Below are 17,451 nucleotides of genomic sequence, written 5' to 3'. Positions count from 1 at the left end.
GCGCGCCGACCGTCAGGTGGTCGGACGCAACCGGGTCTCGAACTCGCGCTCGAGGGCGCGCCACGACTCCGCCTCCGCGTCGAACGGAGCGCTCGGGGCCATGCGTCCGTCCACCGGCTCGAGGATGTAGGAGATGAGCCAGCCGAGGGGAGTGGCCGGCGCCAGTGCCTCCTCGACGGACGCGTCCTTGGCGTAGTCGGCTGCGTCGGTGAACAGTTCGACGGCGAGATCGAGCTGATCGGCGTCGACGGATTCCGGTCCGCGGGCCAGGTCGTCGGCGAGCCCGGGCAGCACGTACACGTTCTCGTCGGTCACCTGCACGTCGAGAGAACCGTCGACGGCCGCGGTGCGCACGTCGTCGTACGTGCTGACCGTCGTGAGGTCGTGGTCGTGATCGTCGGCCAGGTAGCGGGCGAGCGCGCGCTCGCTGCCGAACACGAGGATCGCGCCCGATCGTCCCAGGAACAGCGGCTCGTCGTCGAGGTAGCAGCGCAGTGTGTAGTAGGTGTCCTCGGAGGTGATGATGCGCACCGGATCGATACCCACCGAGCCCCAGAAGGTCTCGTCCTCCTCGTCCTCGTCCTCGTCCTCGTCGTCGGTGTCGACAGGGACCACGACTACGTCGGAGTCGTCCGACGAGGTGTCGTCGTCCGTGTCGATGTCCTCGTCGTCCAGATCCTCTGCGTCCACGATGTTCTCGGCTGCGGCTGTGATCTCCGCATCGGCCACGGCAGTCGCCTCGGCATCGACGTCGGGAGTGGTCAGGACGGTGTCGATGGCGTCGAGGACGGCGTCCCACCCCTTCGCCACGACGGCACCGATACGGTTCCACAGCTGCGAGCCCTCACGCCCGACGAAGGCGTCGGCACCGCGGGACAGCACTCCGAGAAGCGCATTGGCAGAGAAGAAGCGAGTGACGGCATCCAGTTCGCAGACCTCGCCGAGGGTGCGTGCCATCTCGAGGGAGCGGGCCAGCTCGATGATGGAGTCCTCGTCCGGATCCCCCGCGGCGAGCTCCGGAACGCCCACGAGGTCGTAGACGTGGTCGTCGTCCGGCTCGATGTGCGCTGCGGAGAGCGCGACGACGGTGCGCCACTGCGGATGGTCGACGAGGTCGTTGTCGGTGTCGGTGCGGATGAACGCCGCCATCTCGGCCACCGACGGGAACGCGTAGAGATCGTCCTCGCGACCGAGGAAGGCCTCCCACTCCTCGCCGTCCTCACGCCACTCGGGCGCCCACAGGGTGACGAGGTCGCCGGCAGTCACACCGAGTTCGATCGGGACGATGTCTCCAGCCATGGCCGCGAGCCTATCCCAGCCGCCGGGCGTCCTCACTGGACGCCGTGTCGAGCCCCAGACGCAGGGCGGCGTGGATGTCGGCACGCTCGAGAACGACGGCCAGAACGGCTGTGTTCACCGCGTGGACGATCGCCGCCTCGACCCGATGACAGCGCATCTCTCGGACGTCGTCCTCGACGGTGAGGCCGACCAGACGTCCGTGCGCGTCCACCTCGGCCCGGACGAGCGCGTCGTCCCTGTCGTTGCGGCCGCGCACGCGGGCCAGGTCGTCGAGAGTGCGGTGCAGCAGTGCGGACACACGTCGTGCCGAACCGGACGAGTCGGTCTCGAGGAAGTCGTCGTCGGCAGGGCCCGCCGCGGGCACCGGCGCCACCGGATGCGCGAGCCCGTGCAGCATCAGCACCGCGGCAGCCACCGCGGAACCCCCGAAGGCGAGCTCCCTACGTTCGAGCTCCAGGTCCACGATCTCGCCGGACGGCAGCACCACGATGCGTCCGGCGCGCGAGGTGGCGTGTCCGCCGGTCATGCGGTCGGCCGGTAGAAGCCGTGGAAGCTCATGCCGACGTTCGACGTCCGGACGGCACTGACGCTGACCGGGTCGCCCGCCTCCACCATCTGACCGTTCCCCACCACCATCGCGACGTGACCGTCCCACACGGCGAGGTCGCCCGGCATCAGGTCCTCGGCGCTCACCGGGCTGCCCACCGCCTGGTCGGCCGCGAGCCGCGGCAGGTCCACTCCGGCGGTGCCGTACGCGCTCTGTGTGAGTCCGCTGCAGTCCAGGCCCTGGCCGGGGGTGGTGCCACCCCATACGTACGGCGTGCCCTGCTGGGCGAGCGCGAAGCGGACGGCTCCGGCCGCGCGCTCGTTGGGCGCCATGGCGGTGCTGCCGTCGGGAAGCGTCACGAGCGTGCCGGTCCCGTCGGCGCCGGGCGACGCCGGATCGGCCGGCTGCTCCGGAGCCGTCGGCGCGAACAGCCCGCGGAGAGCCGCGTCCGGCGACGCGGGCAGAGACGGAAGCGCGGGAACTTCCGGCACGACGAGTGCGCCGACGCGGGCGGCCAGGGCATCGAGCTCTGCTCGCACCCGAGCGTGGACGGCGAGAGCATTGTCGAGGTGGTGCGTCGCGTGGGCGATGAGTGCGGTCTGTCCCGGGGGAGTGAGGGCCGCGGGCGCGAGTGCCGCTGCGCCCGTGAGGAAAGCGGCCATGATGGTCTGCAGCTCGGCGACCCCACGCGCGACGCTCGCCTGCGCCTCGGCGGCGAGTGACTGCAGCGCGCCGGCGTGCTCGATCATCGACCCGGCCGCGGCGGCGCCGCGCACGGTGAGGTCGAGAGCGGCCTCGGACGCGGGTCCGGACCACGCGTCCGAGAGAGCGGTGACTCCGTCGGTCACCTGTCGCGAGGCGTCGGACAGTGACGCGATGCCCGAGTCGAGGGAATCGGTGTCGGGGGACGGACGGCCGGTGCCGAGAGAGCGGATCAGAGTCTTGAGGGGCGCGGCCAGCAGATCGATCATCGCGGTGCACCGGTGCCGATCAGCACGTCGGACAGCGAGGTGTCGCCGTCGTCGTAGGACCGCGCTGCGGACTGCACGGACGACCCGAGGTGCTCGAACAGGTCGGACAGCGCGCCGAGGCCGTCGGCGTAGCGCGCCGCGGCACCGGCGAACGCGACTCCGAAGTCGGCTCCGACGAGGCCGAGCGTCGCCGCGGAGCCCGTTGCCGCCCGCGCCGCCGCGGACGCGTCCCGCACGAGGAGTGCGGCATCGGTCAGACGACCGGCACCGTCGTGCAGACCGTCCATTCGGACGTCGAATGTCGTACCGCTCTCGGCCACTGCAGTCCACCGTTCACTCGCGTGCTCGCACCGTCTCGAAGTCAGACGGTGCGGAGCGGCTCGCGGTTCCCCGATCACCCGGATCCGTTCGACCGGGAGTGGGCGCCGATCGCCGACTAGGGTGATCCCGGTGAACACCACGCCCGACATGGACACCCGCGTACTCGACCACCCCCTCGCGTCCGCGCTGCTGACCCAGATGCGCGACCAGTCGACGGACAACCCCGCGTTCCGATCCGCACTGCGCCAGCTGACGCAGATGCTGGTCTACGAGGCGCTGCGCGACGCGCCCGTGGTCGAGTTCGACGTCACGACGCCGGTCGCGGTGACCACCGGGACGCGACTGAAGTCGCCGCCGCTGCTGGTGCCGGTGTTGCGCGCGGGCCTGGGCATGGTGGAGAAGGCCAGCTCGCTGATCCCGCAGTCGCGGATGGGCTTCGTCGGCATCGCGCGCGACGAGAAGACACATCAGCCGGTGCCGTACATGGAATCGCTGCCCGACGACCTGGCCGGTTACCCGGTGTACGTCCTCGACCCGATGCTCGCCACGGGCGGGTCGATGGTCCACACCATCGAGCTGCTGGTGCAGCGCGGCGCGGACGACGTCACGTGCATCTGCGTCGTGGCCGCCCCCGAGGGAGTGCAGGCACTCGCGTCGTCGGGACTGCCCGTGCGCCTCGTCGCCGCCAGCATCGACGAGGGTCTGAACGAGAACGCGTACATCGTGCCGGGCCTCGGTGACGCCGGGGACCGCCAGTTCGGTCCCCGCTAGAGCGAGCGGGCGAAGTCGGCCAGGGACTCGAGCGTGTCGGCCGCGCGTGTCCTGGCCGGCGCCAGATCCTCCGCCGTCGCCACCGGTTCGACCACTTCCAGGTAGGCCTTCAGCTTCGGTTCGGTTCCCGACGGCCGAACGATGACGCGGAACCGTTCGCTGGTCAGTTCCACTGCATCGGTGCGGAGTTCGGCGTCGGGGGTGTTCAGGTCGCGTACGGTCACCGTCGCACCCGCCAACGTCGTCGGTGGGGCGGAACGCAGGCGCGTCATCATGTCGCCGATCTCCGAGAGGTCGGTGACGCGCCGCGACACCTGGGTGCCCACGCGCGCTCCGAACTCGCGGTCGAGATCGTCGAGGACGTCGAGGATCGTGCGTCCTTCCTCGGCCAGCTCGGCCGCGATGTGTGCGAGCAGCACGGCCGCCGAGATGCCGTCCTTGTCTCGCACCGCGTCCGGGTCGACGCAGTGTCCGATCGCTTCCTCGTAGGCGTACACCAGGCCGTCGCCGGCGCGCACGAGCCACTTGAAGCCGGTGAGCGTGCGCCGGTAGCGGGCGCCGCGGGCGGGCGCGAGCGCCGAGAGCAGGCTCGACGACACGATGGTGCTGGCCACGAGTGATCCCGGCGGCGCCGACCGCAGGATGTGGTCTGCGATCACCGCTCCCGTCTCGTCGCCGGTGAGCATGCGGACACCGTTCGGCCCGCGCACGCCGATCGCGCACCGGTCCGCGTCCGGGTCCAGAGCGATGGCCAGTGCCGCGTCGACCTCGGCGGCGAGCGCCAGCACCTGGTCCGCCGCGCCCGGCTCCTCGGGGTTGGGAAAGGTGACGGTGGGAAAGTCCGGGTCGGCGTCGAACTGCGACGTCACGATGTGGATGTCGGTGACACCGCTGCGGCGCAACGCCTCCACGGCCACGGGCCCGCCGACCCCATGCATCGGAGTGAGTGCCACACGGAGGGTGGAGTGCGACGGCCGCTCGGGAACGCGCTGTGCCACCCGGTCGAGGTACTGCTCGATCACGGGGTCTGCGGTGGGCGTGACGGCGGTGCGTGCGATCGAGGACGCACCCGGCGCCTGCCGGATGAACTCCTCGATCTCCCGGTCGGCGGGCGACACCAACTGGGCGCCGCCGTCGAGGTAGACCTTGTAGCCGTTGTCTGCCGCGGGATTGTGCGAAGCGGTGATCTGAATGCCGGCGACGGCGCCGCGTGACCTCGTGGCGAACGCGAGCACCGGGGTCGGCGCCGGGTCCGGGAGCAGGGTGACGCGGAAGCCCGCCGCGGCCAGGACCTCGGCCGCGGCGACGGCGAACTCCGCGGAGCCGTGCCGGGCGTCCCGGCCCACCACCACCTCGGAGCCGGCCGCGTGATGACGCGAGAGATACTGCGCCACACCATGTGTGGCCCTCGTGACGACGGCGACGTTCATGCCACCGGGCCCGGCCTGCACGGGTCCGCGCAGACCCGCGGTGCCGAACGTGAGCGCACCGGCGAACCGCGAGGCCCGATCACTCGCGTCGAGATCGCGCAGTTCCGCCTGCGTCGCGGGGTCCGGATCGTCCTCGATCCACTGCCGGACGACGGCGTCGAGGTCTGTCACAGTTGCGGGACCAGCCGTCGCAGCAGAGTTCCCATCCGCTCGGCCGAGGCGGCGCCGGCGGCGATCACCTCGTCGCCGTCCAGATGCTCTCCGGTCATCCCGGCCGCGAGGTTGGTCACCAGCGAGATACCGAGGACACGGGCACCCGCACCCCGAGCCGCGATGGTCTCGTGCACCGTGGACATGCCGACGAGATCGGCGCCCAGCGTGCGGAGCATGCGGATCTCGGCGGGCGTCTCGTAGTGCGGGCCGGGCAGTCCGGCGTAGACGCCGTCGGTCAGGCTCGGGTCGATTCCTCGGGCCACCTCGCGCAGGTCGGCCGAGTACGCGTCGACCAGATCGACGAACTGGGCGCCGATCAGCGGTGACCGCGCCGTCAGGTTGAGGTGGTCGGAGATCAGCACGGGATCGCCGACGGCCATGCCCTCACGGATGCCGCCCGCCGCGTTGGTCAGGACGATGGTGCGAGCGCCGGCGGCGGCCGCCGTGCGGACGGGATGGACCACGCGGCCGAGATGATGGCCCTCGTACGCATGGGTGCGCCCGAGCAGGATCAGGACCTGTGTGCCCTCGACGTCCACGGACCACATCGCATTGGAGTGGCCCAGCGCCTTGGGTGCGGCGAAGCCGGGCAGCGAGGACATGGGAACGATGTGCTGGGGTGTGCCGAACTGCTCCGCGGCCTTCTGCCACCCGGATCCGAGGACCACTGCCACGGGATGCTCGGCGATGCCGGTGATCCGGGCCAGGGCGGCGGCGGCGGCCTCGGCGGCTCCGGTGGGATCGGTCTCGGGATCGACGAGTGCGTTCTCCGAGTCGGCCGGTACGGGGGGAGTGCTCACACGTCCGACCCTATCGCCGCGGGCGGGTGTTCGCTGCGGCAGGCGAGACGGCGGAGTGTCAGGTGTGGGCTCGGTAGAGACGCCAGAACCACACAGACGCGGCCGAGGCGATCACGGCGCCCGATCCGAACGCGCCGACGAACAACAGCATCGCGGAGAGGGCCGCGAGCAGCACGATCACACCGAGCTGGAGGATCGCCGCGAGAGCCATGACTGCACGGTCCTCCGGAAATCGGTCCCGCGCAACCGAGCGTCGCCGGCGTCGATCGGGGTCTGGTTACCGACGAGTATCATCCGTCCATGCCTTCACTCGATCGCCACGGAGACGTCTTCGTCCTCAGCCTCGCCCACGCCGACGGCGTCAACCCGGAGAACCGATTCCACCCGGAGTGGATCGAGCAGGTGCACACGCTCCTCGACGAGGCCGAGGCGTCGGAGGGTCCGGCCGCGTTGGTGACCGTCGGCGGCGGCAAGTTCTACTCGAACGGCCTGGACACCGACTACCTGTTCAGCCACGCGGACTCCATTCCGGAGTACCTCGACCTGGTGCACACCGTCTACACCCGGCTGCTGCGCTTCCCGATGGCCACGGTCGCCGCCGTACAGGGCCATGCCTTCGGCGCCGGCGCGATGCTCGCCCTGTGCCACGACACGTCCGTCATGCGCGCGGACCGGGGTTTCTTCTGTCTTCCCGAGGTGAACCTCGGCATGCCGTTCACCGAGGGCATGTCGACGCTGCTGGCCGAGCGCCTGCCGAGTCGGACGATGATCGACGCGATGACCACCGGCCGTCGCTACGGCGGCGCGGACGCCCTCGAGTTCGGCATCGTGCAGGCCGTCGCCGGCGAGGACGAGCTGCTGACCACCGCGGTGGCGCAGGCGGCCGAACGGGTGTCCACCCGCGGCGCCAACCTCACGTCCATCAAGGACAGCATCCACGTGCGCACCCTCGCCGCGCTGTCCGTCCCCACGGCGGAGAGCACCTTCTCACTGGGGCAGTGACACACTGAGTCCCGTGTCCTCGACCCTCGATTCCGTTCTCGACGCCGCGACCGGCGATCTCGTCGCCCTGTCGCACGCCGTGCACGCGCGTCCGGAGCTGGCCTTCGAGGAGCACTTCGCGTCGGCGGCGACGGCCGATCTGCTCGCAGGTGGCGGATTCGAGGTGCGGCGGGGCGTCGCGGGCCTGCCGACGGCATTCGACGCGACCTACGGTTCGGGTGAGCTGGTGGTCGCCGTGTGCGCCGAGTACGACGCACTGCCGGAGATCGGCCACGCCTGTGGACACAACATCATCGCGGCGTCGGCGGTCGGTGCGGGGCTGGCCCTCGCGTCGGTCGCCGACGAGCTGGGGCTGACCGTCCGGGTGCTCGGCACCCCGGCCGAGGAGTCCGGCGGCGGCAAGGTCCTCATGCTCGACGCCGGGGTGTTCGACGACGTCTCGCTGGCGATGATGGTACATCCCGGTCCGTTCGACATCGCCGCCGCGCGCTCACTCGCGTTGTCGGACATTGCCGTTCGATACGCAGGGCGTGAAGCGCACGCCTCCGCGGCGCCCGAGTGGGGCATCAACGCGGGCGACGCCGTCACCGTCGCGCAGGTCGGTGTCGGCCTGCTGCGCCAGCATCTGCGCCCGGGTCAGCAGATCCACGGCATCGTCGGTCACGCCGGCACCGCCCCGAACATCGTCCCCGGATCGTCGGAGATGTTCTACTACCTGCGCGCGGACACTGCCGAGGCACTCGCCGATCTCGATCGCCGCGCGCGGGGATGCTTCGAGGCCGGAGCGGTGGCCACCGGGTGCACCCACGAGATCGTCACCGTGTCCCCGACCTACACCGAACTCACTCCCGATCCTTGGCTGGTGGCCGAATACCGTCGTGTCGCAAGCACTCTCGGTCGCGCACTGGTTCCCGAGGAGTTCGAGTCCTCGCGCCCGTTCGGCAGCACGGACATGGGCAACGTCACCGCGCGGATCCCGGGCATCCATCCGGTGATCGGTCTCGATTCCGGCGGCGCGGTCACTCACCAGCCAGGTTTCACCACGGCGTGCATCACCGAGTCGGCCGACCGCGCCGTCGTCGACGGGGCCCGCGCCCTCGCTCGGGTGGCCGTCGCGGCGGCCACCGACCCACAGCAACGCTCTCGACTCGTCGAGGGCACACACGAGAGGACGGTACGACGATGAATCCGGCCGACGCCTGGATCGCAGCACACGGGGCGGATCTCGTGACGTGGCGTCGACGGATCCACATGCATCCCGAGCTGGCCAGGCAGGAATTCGAGACGACCAAGTTCGTCGCCGAGACCCTCACCGCCGCGGGTCTGTCCCCGGTGGTGCTTCCCAGTGGCAGCGGCGTCATCTGCGACATCGGCCCCGCCGGTCCGCGCGTCGCTCTGCGGGCCGACATGGACGCGCTGCCCCTGACGGAGTTCACCGGCGCCGAGTACTCGTCGACGGTCCCGGGTGTGTCCCATGCGTGCGGACACGACGCCCACACGACGGTTCTGCTGGCGACCGGGTTGGCGCTGGCCTCACTCGACTCGCTGCCGCACGGCGTCCGGCTGATCTTCCAGCCCGCCGAGGAAGTCATGCCCGGGGGCGCTCTCGACATGGTGGCCGCGGGCGCGCTGGAGAGCGTGTCGCAGATCTACGCGCTGCACTGCGATCCCCGTCTCGAGGTCGGACGCGTCGGCATCCGCGTGGGCGCGATCACCTCCGCGGCGGACACCGTGGAACTGCGGTTGGACTCGGCCGGCGGACACACCTCCCGTCCGCATCTGACGTCCGACCTGGTGTACGCGCTGGGCACGGTCATCACCGGTCTGCCGGGACTGCTGAGCCGCCGCGTCGACCCGCGTACCAGCACCGTCATGGTGTGGGGCGCCGTCGTCGCAGGTCAGGCTCCGAACGCCATCCCGCAGAAGGGGATGCTCACGGGCACGGTCCGGACGGGCGACCACGAGACGTGGGCACTGCTCGAGCCGCTGGTGCAGGAGATCGTCGCCGGCGTGCTCGCGCCCACCGGCGTGAAGTACGAGGTGCACTACCGCCGCGGCGTGCCGCCGGTGGTCAACGACGAACACGCCACCCGGCGCTTCGAGGCGGCCATCCGCTCGCTGGGCCCGGATGCCCTGGCCGACACCGCACAGTCCGGCGGCGGCGAGGATTTCTCGTGGTACCTGGAGCACGTGCCGGGCGCGATGGCGCGTCTCGGCGTGTGGTCGGGCGTCGGACCCCAGCTCGACATCCATCAGCCGACGTTCGACCTGGACGAGCGTGCGCTGGCCGTCGGTGTCCGCACGATGACGGCACTGGCGCTGGGACTGGGAGACGACCCCGTCGCCTGAGAATCAGAGCTGCCCGAGAATCAGAGCTGCCCGAGGATCAGAGCGACGAGGTCCCGGGGCCGACGTTGCGGCTGTTGCGGGTGCGCAGGTCGCGCACGTAGTCGGCCGGGGCGCCGGCGATCTCCGCAGCCTCGGCCATGACGCCGAGATAGCGCGCCGAGGGCAGCCCACCCTCGTAGGCGTCGAGCACGTAGAGCCACGCCAGGACGGGTTCGTCGTCCGTCTCGACGCGGAGGCGGATCTTGCGGTGGATGCCGAGCTCGGAACCCTCCCACCGGTCGAGGCTCTCCTCGTCCTCCGGTGAGACGTCGTAGAGCACGACGAACACCTTCGAGTCGGGGTCCTCCACGACGGTCGCGAGCGCGCCCTCCCAGCCGATGTCGCCGCCGCCGAAGGTCAGACGCCACCCCGGCAACCACCCGGTTCCGGCCGCAGGGGAGTGGGGGCACCGCTCGAGCATCTGCTCGGGGTGCATGTTGGAGCCGTAAGCGGCATAGATCGGCACGGCGGTCAGCCTAAACCGTCGTACCCGATTCGCGCGGATCGAGGTGCCCACCGATATGGGCTCGGCCTGACGTGCAGCCGCGGCACCCCGTGGAATAGGTTTGATGCTGTGAGCAACCCTCACTCGCCAGGACTCTCCCGAAAACCCGCAACGGAGGACGAATGACCCGCATCGTGATCATCGGAGGCGGACCGGCCGGATACGAGGCCGCTCTGGTCGCCTCCCAGCACGGCGGGACGGTGACGCTCATCGACTCCGACGGAGTGGGCGGCGCCTGCGTCCTCTGGGACTGTGTTCCGTCCAAGACCTTCATCGCCTCGACCGGCATCCGCACCGACATGCGTCGCGCGTCCGACCTCGGTATCGAGCTCGACCCGACCTCGGCCACCATCGACCTGCCGCAGATCCACAACCGCGTGAAATCCCTTGCGCAGGCTCAATCCTCCGATATCCGCGCCCGTCTGCAGACGGTCGGCGTGACCGTGCTGTCGGGAACGGCGAAGGTGGTGGACACGCAGCCCGGCCTGGCCGCCCACCAGGTGGAGGCCACCCTGGCGGACGGGTCGACGCAGGAGATCGACGCCGAGGTCGTGCTCATCGCGACCGGTGCGAGCCCGCGCATTCTGCCCGGTGCCGAGCCCGACGGTGAGCGCATTCTGACCTGGCGTCAGCTCTACGACCTCGACTCCCTGCCCACCCACCTCATCGTGGTCGGGTCCGGCGTGACCGGAGCCGAGTTCGTCTCCGCGTACACCGAGATGGGGGTCAAGGTGACCGTCGTGTCCAGTCGCGACCGCGTCCTTCCCGGTGAGGACGCCGACGCGGCACTCGTGCTCGAGGACGTCCTGTCCGAGCGTGGTGTCACGTTGATCAAGAACGCACGCGCGGACTCGGTGACCCGCACCGCCGACGGCATCGTCGTGACGATGTCCGACGGCAAGACCGTCGAGGGTTCGCATGCGCTGATGACGGTCGGCTCCGTCCCGAACACGCAGAACCTCGGCCTCGAGAGCGTCGGCATCGAGCTCGACCGCGGCGGTTACCTTCGCGTGGACCGGGTCTCGCGTACCCGCGTGCCCGGCATCTACGCGGCGGGCGACTGCACGGGCCTGCTGCCACTGGCCTCCGTCGCCGCCATGCAGGGCCGCATCGCGATGTACCACGCGCTGGGCGAGGGCGTCAGCCCCATCAAGCTCAAGACGGTCGCCTCCGCCGTGTTCACGCGACCCGAGATCGCCACGGTGGGTGTCGGCCAGTCCGCCATCGACAACGGGGACGTCCCAGCGCGCACGGTCATGCTGCCGCTGAACACGAATCCCCGCGCCAAGATGTCCGGCCTGCGTCGCGGCTTCGTCAAGATCTTCTGCCGTCCCGCGACGGGTGTGGTCATCGGCGGAGTGGTCGTCGCTCCCACCGCGTCCGAGCTGATTCTCCCCATCGCCATCGCTGTGCAGAACAACCTGACGGTGAACGATCTCGCCGCCACCTTCTCGGTCTACCCGTCTCTCACCGGATCGATCACCGAGGCGGCGCGTCAGCTCATGCGCCACGACGATCTGGACTGACACCCTCGCTCGACTGGATCCCACACTGTGAGACAATGGTTCCACTGTGTGAAAAGCCGCGCTACGCTACGAGAACGGTGCCCCACCCGCGGCACCGTTCTCGTCACGACCGACTCCGAGCCCACCCCGGTGAGCGCGCCGCGACGCCTCGTGTCCCACGATGCTCGGAGAATCCATGTCGTCCTTTGTTCTGCCACCCCTGTCCGTCCGCGCCTCGGCGATCACCGGATCGGCGATTCGTGACCTGCTCACGCTGACCGCGCGGCCTGACATTCTGTCCCTCGCGGGCGGTCTGCCCTCGTCGGACGTCATGCCGCACAGCGTCATTCGCGAGGTCACGCATCGAATACTGAGCGGCGACACCACGGCCCTGCAGTACGCGGAGACCACGGGGGTGCGGCGGCTCCGAGACGTCATCGCGGCGCGGGAGTCGGCGCTCGTTCGGGACGAGGTGCCGTCCACCTCGGTGGTGGTGACGCACGGCTCCCAGCAGGCGCTCAGCCTGCTCGCGTCCGTGCTCGTCGATCCCGGCGACGTGGTCGTGGTCGATCGACCGGTGTATCCCGGTGCGCTGCAAGCGTTCCAGGCCATGGGTGCCCGGATCGAGTCGGTCCCGGTCGATGCGGACGGCACCGATACCGATGCCCTCGCACGGCTGCTCGAGTCAGGAGTGCGCCCTCGCGCCGTGCACACCGTCAGCAACTTCCACAATCCTCGCGGGGGAGTGCTGTCGGTCGGGCGTCGCCGCGCCCTCGTCGACCTCGCGGAACGGTACGGCTTCTGGGTCGTCGACGACGATCCCTACGGCGACGTGTGGTTCGACGCACCCCCGCCGGGCCCCATCGCGTCCGATCGGGTGATCCGTCTGGGCTCGGCGTCCAAGATCCTCGCACCGTCGTTGCGCGTCGGGTGGCTCACCGCGGCCCGACCGGTGTGCGACGCCGTGGAGCGGATCAAACAGAGCGCCGATCTGTGCGGGTCGTCGTTGACGCAGCTGGTCGCGGCGGACTTGGTCGCCGACGAGCCATGGTTGCGACAGCATCTGGACGACGTGCGTGCGGTCTACTCGGCACGGGCGGAGGTGTTGGTCGGAGCACTGCGGAGCGAACTCGGTTCGGCGATCGAGGTCGATGCGGCCCGTGGCGGGATGTTCCTGTGGGTGCAGTTCACCGACGGCACGGACACGTCGGCGCTGCTGCCGGCAGCGCTGGACCGCGGCGTCGCGTACGTTCCCGGTCGCGCCTTCGATCCGGCCGGTGGCGACGAACTCGGTACCGCGTTGCGCGTCTGCTTCGCGACGTCGACCGACGACGAGCTGCGGGAGGCCGTGCGACGTCTCGCCACTGCGCACGTCGCGCGGTAGTCGCCTCCGGTTTTCCGACTCCCGCCGAACCTGGCATCGTGTCGGCATGCGGTCCGTCGACGGCGTCCAGCCACCGAGTGTTCGGCACGGAACCGCCCAACTCCGCACCCGCCTGCTGCGCCAGTATCTGCTGGTGACCACCTGCCTCTATGCGGTGGGGGTGACCGTCTCGCTGCTGCCGCACGGCGACCGGGTGACGTCACCGGTGGCGGGCGGCGTGGTGGCTGTCGTCCTCGGCGTGGCAGCGCTGCTCGTCCTGGCGGTCCGACCGCGCGGACGCACCGCTCTCGGCATCGCGGTGGGCGCCGCCATGATCGCGACGCCCGCCGTCATGGCCTTTCACGTCCTCGCCGCGTCGCAGTTCATGTGCCTCATCGCGGTGATGTTCCTGGCCATGTACATTCGGGCCTTCCATGGACGGACGGTGGCACTCGTTCTCGTGGTCGTGCTGGTGGTGGCCGTGTGTGGTGCCGCGGCGGCATCCCCCGCGACGCTGTATCCCATCAGCTACCTGGTCTTCGTGGTCGCGATCGTCGGAGCGGCCGAGGCGTTCGGATCGGTGACCAGGGCGCTCATCGACGCGTCCCACACGGATCCGCTCACCGGTGTGCGGAACCGGGCGGGGTGGGAGATGGCCGTCAGCGAGGTGACGACGTCGTCGATCACCGTCGTCGCGCTGGACGTCGACGGCTTCAAAGCCATCAACGACACGTCCGGTCATCCCGCGGGCGACCGATTGTTGATCTCACTTGCTCGCTCCTGGTCCGATCTGGCACCACCGGGGACGGTGATCGCGAGACTGGGCGGCGACGAGTTCGCGGCACTCGTGCACGGAGCGTCTCCGACCGTGAGCCGTGCCTTCGTCGACGCGACCGCCGCTGCCTTCCCCCACGTCAGCGTCGGGTGCGCGTCGTCCGCGTTCCCCGGCGAGCCGGCGTCGGACGTTCTCGCACGCGCCGACGCCGACCTCTACCAGGTGAAGCGGAGGAGAGCCGGCGTCGACGAGCAGGCGTGAGTGGGTCAGTCCTTCGGATCGAGCGCGGAGGGCTTGTGCACCGCGTCCTTGCCGGACTTGTCACTCTCCACTCGGTACTGCGGGTCGTCCTTCGACGCCTTGACCGTGCGCCCACCGGCTTCGGTCTCGGAGGTGATCTTCTCGACCACCTCGCCTTCGGTCGTGGTGCCGTGCGTCTTCCACTCGACCTTGTCGCCCTTGCTGAACTCGTCCTTCGACACGTGTCGGTTCCTTCCGTCTGCCGATTCCTCTTGTCCGGTGTGGGGCTCATACCCGAGAAGTGCTGTCGGCACACACGACCGTCCGGTGGTCGATGGTGCAACTTGCATGGTGCAAAGTACACAGTCGGCGTAGGGTCTCGAACCGATCGGTCTCCACCCCATGTTCGTGGGACGGGGGACTCGGCACGTCGAACGGGGATGACGAGATGGCCGCGAGAATTGCTGCGACGGTCCTGACGCTGGCATTGGTGGCAGCGGGATGCAGCTCGGAGGAGGCATCGCCGGAGCCACTCGCGGACAGCCCGCCGGCCGTCCCAGCCGCCCAGATCGACCGCGCGGACGTCGACGCGGCCGTCGGCGATCTCGACGGGTACGTCGAGGCGATGATGGCGCGGACCGGGACGCCGGGTGTCGCGGCGGCCGTCGTGTACCAGGACGAGGTGCTGTACTCGCGGGGTTTCGGAGTCCGGAAGGTCGGCACCGACGAGCCCGTCGACACCCACACCCGGTTCCAGCTCGCGTCGGTGTCCAAGCCGGTCGCGTCGAGCGTCATCGCTGCCTCGGTCGGAGACGGAGCGGTCGACTGGGCCGATCCCGTCCGACGGTACGAGCCGGAGTTCGCGGTGGCGGATCCGTATGTGAGCGAGCACGCGACGTTCGTCGATCTGCTCTCGCACCGATCGGGTCTGCCCGATCACGCCGGTGACGTGCTCGAGGACTTCGGCTACGACTACGACGACATCATGGGCCGCCTCGACCAGCTCCCGCTGGCGTCGTTCCGGGACAGCTACGCGTACACGAACTTCGGGTTCACCGCCGCCGGCAACGCCGCGGCCAAGGCGCAGGGCACCGACTGGCCCGAGCTGTCTCGTCGTCGCATCTACGAGCCCCTCGGCATGGCCGACACCTCGTCACGATTCGAGGACTGGGCGAACTCGCCCAACCATGCGGTGAACCACGTGCTCGCCGACGGTTCGACCACCGAGTGGGAAGCGAAGTACGTCCGTGAGCCCGACAATCAGTCACCTGCCGGAGGAGCGAGTTCGTCCGTCGACGACATGACGAAGTGGATCCGCATGGAACTCGGCGGGGGAGAGTTCGAGGGACGTCGCATCGTGGACGCGGACGCACTGCAGTACACGCACACCTCGCACTCCCTGTCGGGCGCGTCCGGGACGGAGGGCGCGCGAGACTCGTTCTACGGGTTGGGATTCAACGTGGGCACGGACGACAAGGGGCGCGTCGAGCTGTCGCATTCCGGAGCGTTCGCCCTCGGTGCGAGCACCACCGTGTTCATGGTGCCGAGCGAACAGCTGGGCATCGTCGTCCTGTCCAACTCGGCACCGGTCGGGGGCTCGGAAACTGTTGCCGCGCAGTTCATGGACCAGGTGCGGAACGGCCGGCAGACCGTCGACTGGGCACCGCTGATCGCCGGGATCTTCGACGGGATCGCAGAGGAGGAGGCGTCGCCGATCGACTACGCGACACCGCCGGCCTCGGTGACCCCTGCTCGTCCCGCGACCGACTACGTCGGAATGTTCGACAGCCCGTTCCACGGTCCGGCTCGGGTCTCGGCGGACGGTGATCGGCTCACGCTCACCGTCGGCAAGGACGGCCGGCTGACGTACCCCCTGACCCACTACGACGGTGACACCTACTGGTTCGAGACGTCCGGCGAGAACGCGGTCGGCCCGACCGGGGTCACGTTCGAGATCGAGAACGGTGCTCCCGCCTCGTTCACGGTCGAATACCTCGACAAGCAGGGACTCGGAAGGTTCACACGCTCATGACTGTTCGCACTGTCTCTCGTACTGTCGGTATCGCGACGGCCTCTGCCCTGATCTTCCTCGCGGGCTGCTCGTCCGGCAGCGGCGAGTCGCCGGCACCGGCCACGTCGTCAGCGACCGAATCGGCTCTCTTGCCACTCGATCCCGCAGCTCTCGATGCGATGGTCGAGGACGTCGCCACGACGTCGCGGGAGATCGGCATGGTCGTCTTGATCACCACACCGGACGGTGAGTACGTCAAGACCTGGGGTTCGGTTGCTGCCGATCGGTCGGAGGTCCCGACTCTCGACACCAAGGTGCGGATCGGGTCGAACACGAAGACATGGACGGGCACGGTCATCCTGCAGATGGTGCAGGAGGGGTTGCTGTCCGTCGACGATCCGGTGAGCACGTTCCGGCCGGATGTGCCGAACGGTGATGCCATCACGATCGGCCAGTTGCTCGACATGCGCAGTGGGCTCTACAGCTACACCCAGACCGTGGAGCTCAACGAGGCACTCGACACCGATCCCAGCCGCGTGTGGAGCGCCGAGGAGCTTGTCGCACTGGGGCTGAGCAACCCGCCGAACTTCCCACCGGGAGAGGGCTACAGCTACTCCAACACCAACACGGTGCTGCTCGGACTGATCGCCGAGAAGCTCGACGGCAAGCCCATCGCTCAGATCTTCCAGGACAGGCTCTTCGGTCCGCTGGCGCTGGCGGGGACGTCGTATCCCGCCACCACCGACACGAGCATTCCGGCGCCGTTCACCCGCGGGTACAGCTACAGCGGCAACGTCGAGACGCTCGGGGAGGGCAAGGAAGCGCTGTCCCCGGACCGGATCGCTGCGATCGAGGCCGGCTCGGTCCAGCCGAGGGACACCACGAACGACAACCCGTCGTGGACGAGTTCGGCCGGCCAGGGCATCTCGACGGCGAACGATCTGGCCACGTGGGTCCGGGCGTTAGTCAGGGGCGACCTGCTCGACGCGGACACCCAGACGGTGCGGATGGACAGTGTGCAGCCGACCGATCCCGACAACCCGTCCTCTGCCGGGTACGGCTACGGGCTCGCGCAGATGGGACCGATGTTCGGACACATCGGCGAGATGCCCGGGTACAACTCCTTCATGGGGTACGACCCGGTCAACGACCTGACGATGGTGGTCTGGGCGAACATGGCGCCCGGGACGGACGGGAGTGCGCCGGCGGCGGCGCTAGCCCTCACCGTGGCGAAGGCGCTTTACCCGCAGGATTCCGCTGAGGACACAGCCGACGACATCGACGAGGTGGCGGAGGACACCGGCAAGTAG

General features: G+C 69.5%; 18 protein-coding genes. 9 read left to right on the top strand and 9 right to left on the bottom strand.

The window, feature by feature from the left end:
* Nucleotides 1–12 precede the first annotated feature (12 nt).
* The 4 genes from HQ312_RS12060 to HQ312_RS12045 are packed head-to-tail and all read right to left on the bottom strand — an operon-like array spanning nt 13 to nt 3,137.
* A complete protein-coding gene (locus tag HQ312_RS12060; protein ID WP_222638719.1) occupies nt 13–1,299 on the bottom strand; it encodes a primosomal protein in 1,287 nt (428 codons plus the stop codon).
* A 10-nt stretch (nt 1,300–1,309) separates the two neighbouring features.
* Nucleotides 1,310–1,825 carry a hypothetical protein gene (locus HQ312_RS12055; RefSeq protein ID WP_222638718.1) on the bottom strand — a complete coding sequence of 172 codons (516 nt, stop codon included), beginning with the start codon at nt 1,823–1,825 and terminating at the stop codon, nt 1,310–1,312.
* Nucleotides 1,822–2,817, bottom strand: a complete 996-nt coding sequence (locus tag HQ312_RS12050) for a C40 family peptidase (protein ID WP_222638717.1) — start codon at nt 2,815–2,817, stop codon at nt 1,822–1,824. The genes HQ312_RS12055 and HQ312_RS12050 overlap by 4 nt, the downstream gene beginning before the upstream one ends.
* Nucleotides 2,814–3,137, bottom strand: coding sequence for a type VII secretion target (locus tag HQ312_RS12045; RefSeq protein WP_222638716.1), 324 nt, complete (start codon nt 3,135–3,137; stop codon nt 2,814–2,816). Before HQ312_RS12045 ends, HQ312_RS12050 begins: the two co-directional genes overlap by 4 nt.
* A 148-nt stretch (nt 3,138–3,285) precedes the next feature.
* Between HQ312_RS12045 and upp the strand changes: the two genes are divergently transcribed.
* Nucleotides 3,286–3,909 carry a uracil phosphoribosyltransferase gene (upp, locus tag HQ312_RS12040; RefSeq protein WP_027503708.1) on the top strand — a complete coding sequence of 208 codons (624 nt, stop codon included), beginning with the start codon at nt 3,286–3,288 and terminating at the stop codon, nt 3,907–3,909.
* Here the strand turns inward: upp and HQ312_RS12035 are convergent.
* Genes HQ312_RS12035 through HQ312_RS12025 form a run of 3 tightly spaced genes read right to left on the bottom strand, consistent with a single transcriptional unit; the run spans nt 3,906 to nt 6,563 of the window.
* A complete protein-coding gene (locus HQ312_RS12035) occupies nt 3,906–5,510 on the bottom strand; it encodes a phospho-sugar mutase (RefSeq protein WP_222638715.1) in 1,605 nt (534 codons plus the stop codon). The genes upp and HQ312_RS12035 overlap by 4 nt on opposite strands.
* The gene (locus HQ312_RS12030; protein ID WP_373425290.1) at nt 5,507–6,394 is read right to left on the bottom strand and encodes a purine-nucleoside phosphorylase; all 888 of its coding nucleotides are present in this window, start codon (nt 6,392–6,394) and stop codon (nt 5,507–5,509) included. The genes HQ312_RS12035 and HQ312_RS12030 overlap by 4 nt, the downstream gene beginning before the upstream one ends.
* 16 nt (nt 6,395–6,410) lie before the next feature.
* Nucleotides 6,411–6,563 (bottom strand): hypothetical protein, encoded by a 153-nt coding sequence (locus tag HQ312_RS12025; protein WP_197027699.1) that lies wholly within the window; start codon nt 6,561–6,563, stop codon nt 6,411–6,413.
* Nucleotides 6,564–6,652: 89 nt separating this feature from the next.
* Between HQ312_RS12025 and HQ312_RS12020 the strand changes: the two genes are divergently transcribed.
* Genes HQ312_RS12020 through HQ312_RS12010 form a run of 3 tightly spaced genes read left to right on the top strand, consistent with a single transcriptional unit; the run spans nt 6,653 to nt 9,703 of the window.
* Complete coding sequence (locus tag HQ312_RS12020) at nt 6,653–7,354, top strand: enoyl-CoA hydratase/isomerase family protein (RefSeq protein ID WP_027503705.1); 702 nt, start codon at nt 6,653–6,655, stop codon at nt 7,352–7,354.
* 13 nt (nt 7,355–7,367) lie between these two features.
* Nucleotides 7,368–8,540 carry a M20 family metallopeptidase gene (locus HQ312_RS12015; RefSeq protein ID WP_222638714.1) on the top strand — a complete coding sequence of 391 codons (1,173 nt, stop codon included), beginning with the start codon at nt 7,368–7,370 and terminating at the stop codon, nt 8,538–8,540.
* Nucleotides 8,537–9,703, top strand: coding sequence for a M20 family metallopeptidase (locus HQ312_RS12010; RefSeq protein ID WP_027503703.1), 1,167 nt, complete (start codon nt 8,537–8,539; stop codon nt 9,701–9,703). Before HQ312_RS12015 ends, HQ312_RS12010 begins: the two co-directional genes overlap by 4 nt.
* 37 nt (nt 9,704–9,740) lie before the next feature.
* Here HQ312_RS12010 and HQ312_RS12005 read toward each other — a convergent pair whose 3' ends face one another.
* Nucleotides 9,741–10,208, bottom strand: a complete 468-nt coding sequence (locus HQ312_RS12005; protein WP_027503702.1) for a gamma-glutamylcyclotransferase — start codon at nt 10,206–10,208, stop codon at nt 9,741–9,743.
* A gap of 161 nt (nt 10,209–10,369) precedes the next feature.
* Between HQ312_RS12005 and HQ312_RS12000 the strand changes: the two genes are divergently transcribed.
* From HQ312_RS12000 to HQ312_RS11990, 3 genes are all read left to right on the top strand, one after another.
* Entirely contained in the window at nt 10,370–11,773 is a 1,404-nt protein-coding gene (locus tag HQ312_RS12000) for an NAD(P)H-quinone dehydrogenase (RefSeq protein ID WP_027503701.1), read from the top strand.
* A gap of 175 nt (nt 11,774–11,948) precedes the next feature.
* Nucleotides 11,949–13,136, top strand: a complete 1,188-nt coding sequence (locus tag HQ312_RS11995; protein ID WP_222638713.1) for a PLP-dependent aminotransferase family protein — start codon at nt 11,949–11,951, stop codon at nt 13,134–13,136.
* A gap of 46 nt (nt 13,137–13,182) precedes the next feature.
* Nucleotides 13,183–14,151 (top strand): GGDEF domain-containing protein, encoded by a 969-nt coding sequence (locus tag HQ312_RS11990; RefSeq protein WP_222638712.1) that lies wholly within the window; start codon nt 13,183–13,185, stop codon nt 14,149–14,151.
* Nucleotides 14,152–14,156: 5 nt separating this feature from the next.
* Here the strand turns inward: HQ312_RS11990 and HQ312_RS11985 are convergent, their stop codons facing one another.
* The gene (locus HQ312_RS11985) at nt 14,157–14,372 is read right to left on the bottom strand and encodes a DUF2945 domain-containing protein (protein ID WP_027503699.1); all 216 of its coding nucleotides are present in this window, start codon (nt 14,370–14,372) and stop codon (nt 14,157–14,159) included.
* Nucleotides 14,373–14,578: 206 nt separating this feature from the next.
* Here HQ312_RS11985 and HQ312_RS11980 point away from each other — a divergent pair, with 206 nt between their 5' ends.
* Nucleotides 14,579–16,162, top strand: a complete 1,584-nt coding sequence (locus HQ312_RS11980; protein WP_222638711.1) for a serine hydrolase — start codon at nt 14,579–14,581, stop codon at nt 16,160–16,162.
* On the top strand, nt 16,159–17,451 hold the full coding sequence (locus HQ312_RS11975; protein WP_222638710.1) for a serine hydrolase: 1,293 nt from the start codon (nt 16,159–16,161) through the stop codon (nt 17,449–17,451). Before HQ312_RS11980 ends, HQ312_RS11975 begins: the two co-directional genes overlap by 4 nt.

This window comes from Rhodococcus sp. BP-316, assembly GCF_019836105.1.
In the GTDB taxonomy this organism is placed as follows: domain Bacteria; phylum Actinomycetota; class Actinomycetes; order Mycobacteriales; family Mycobacteriaceae; genus Rhodococcoides.
This window is presented reverse-complemented; position numbering and strand designations above follow the sequence as displayed.

What these genes read in the sequence shown, in the direction of transcription:
- HQ312_RS12010 (WP_027503703.1), top strand. Translation starts at nt 8,537, where the DNA reads ATGAATCCGGCCGACGCCTGGATCGCAGCACACGGGGCGGATCTCGTG.
- HQ312_RS11995 (WP_222638713.1), top strand. Translation starts at nt 11,949, where the DNA reads ATGTCGTCCTTTGTTCTGCCACCCCTGTCCGTCCGCGCCTCGGCGATC.
- HQ312_RS12020 (WP_027503705.1), top strand. Translation starts at nt 6,653, where the DNA reads ATGCCTTCACTCGATCGCCACGGAGACGTCTTCGTCCTCAGCCTCGCC.
- upp (WP_027503708.1), top strand. Translation starts at nt 3,286, where the DNA reads ATGGACACCCGCGTACTCGACCACCCCCTCGCGTCCGCGCTGCTGACC.
- HQ312_RS12060 (WP_222638719.1), bottom strand. Translation starts at nt 1,299, where the DNA reads ATGGCTGGAGACATCGTCCCGATCGAACTCGGTGTGACTGCCGGCGAC.
- HQ312_RS12050 (WP_222638717.1), bottom strand. Translation starts at nt 2,817, where the DNA reads ATGATCGATCTGCTGGCCGCGCCCCTCAAGACTCTGATCCGCTCTCTC.
- HQ312_RS11990 (WP_222638712.1), top strand. Translation starts at nt 13,183, where the DNA reads ATGCGGTCCGTCGACGGCGTCCAGCCACCGAGTGTTCGGCACGGAACC.
- HQ312_RS12000 (WP_027503701.1), top strand. Translation starts at nt 10,370, where the DNA reads ATGACCCGCATCGTGATCATCGGAGGCGGACCGGCCGGATACGAGGCC.
- HQ312_RS12025 (WP_197027699.1), bottom strand. Translation starts at nt 6,563, where the DNA reads ATGGCTCTCGCGGCGATCCTCCAGCTCGGTGTGATCGTGCTGCTCGCG.
- HQ312_RS11980 (WP_222638711.1), top strand. Translation starts at nt 14,579, where the DNA reads ATGGCCGCGAGAATTGCTGCGACGGTCCTGACGCTGGCATTGGTGGCA.
- HQ312_RS11975 (WP_222638710.1), top strand. Translation starts at nt 16,159, where the DNA reads ATGACTGTTCGCACTGTCTCTCGTACTGTCGGTATCGCGACGGCCTCT.
- HQ312_RS12055 (WP_222638718.1), bottom strand. Translation starts at nt 1,825, where the DNA reads ATGACCGGCGGACACGCCACCTCGCGCGCCGGACGCATCGTGGTGCTG.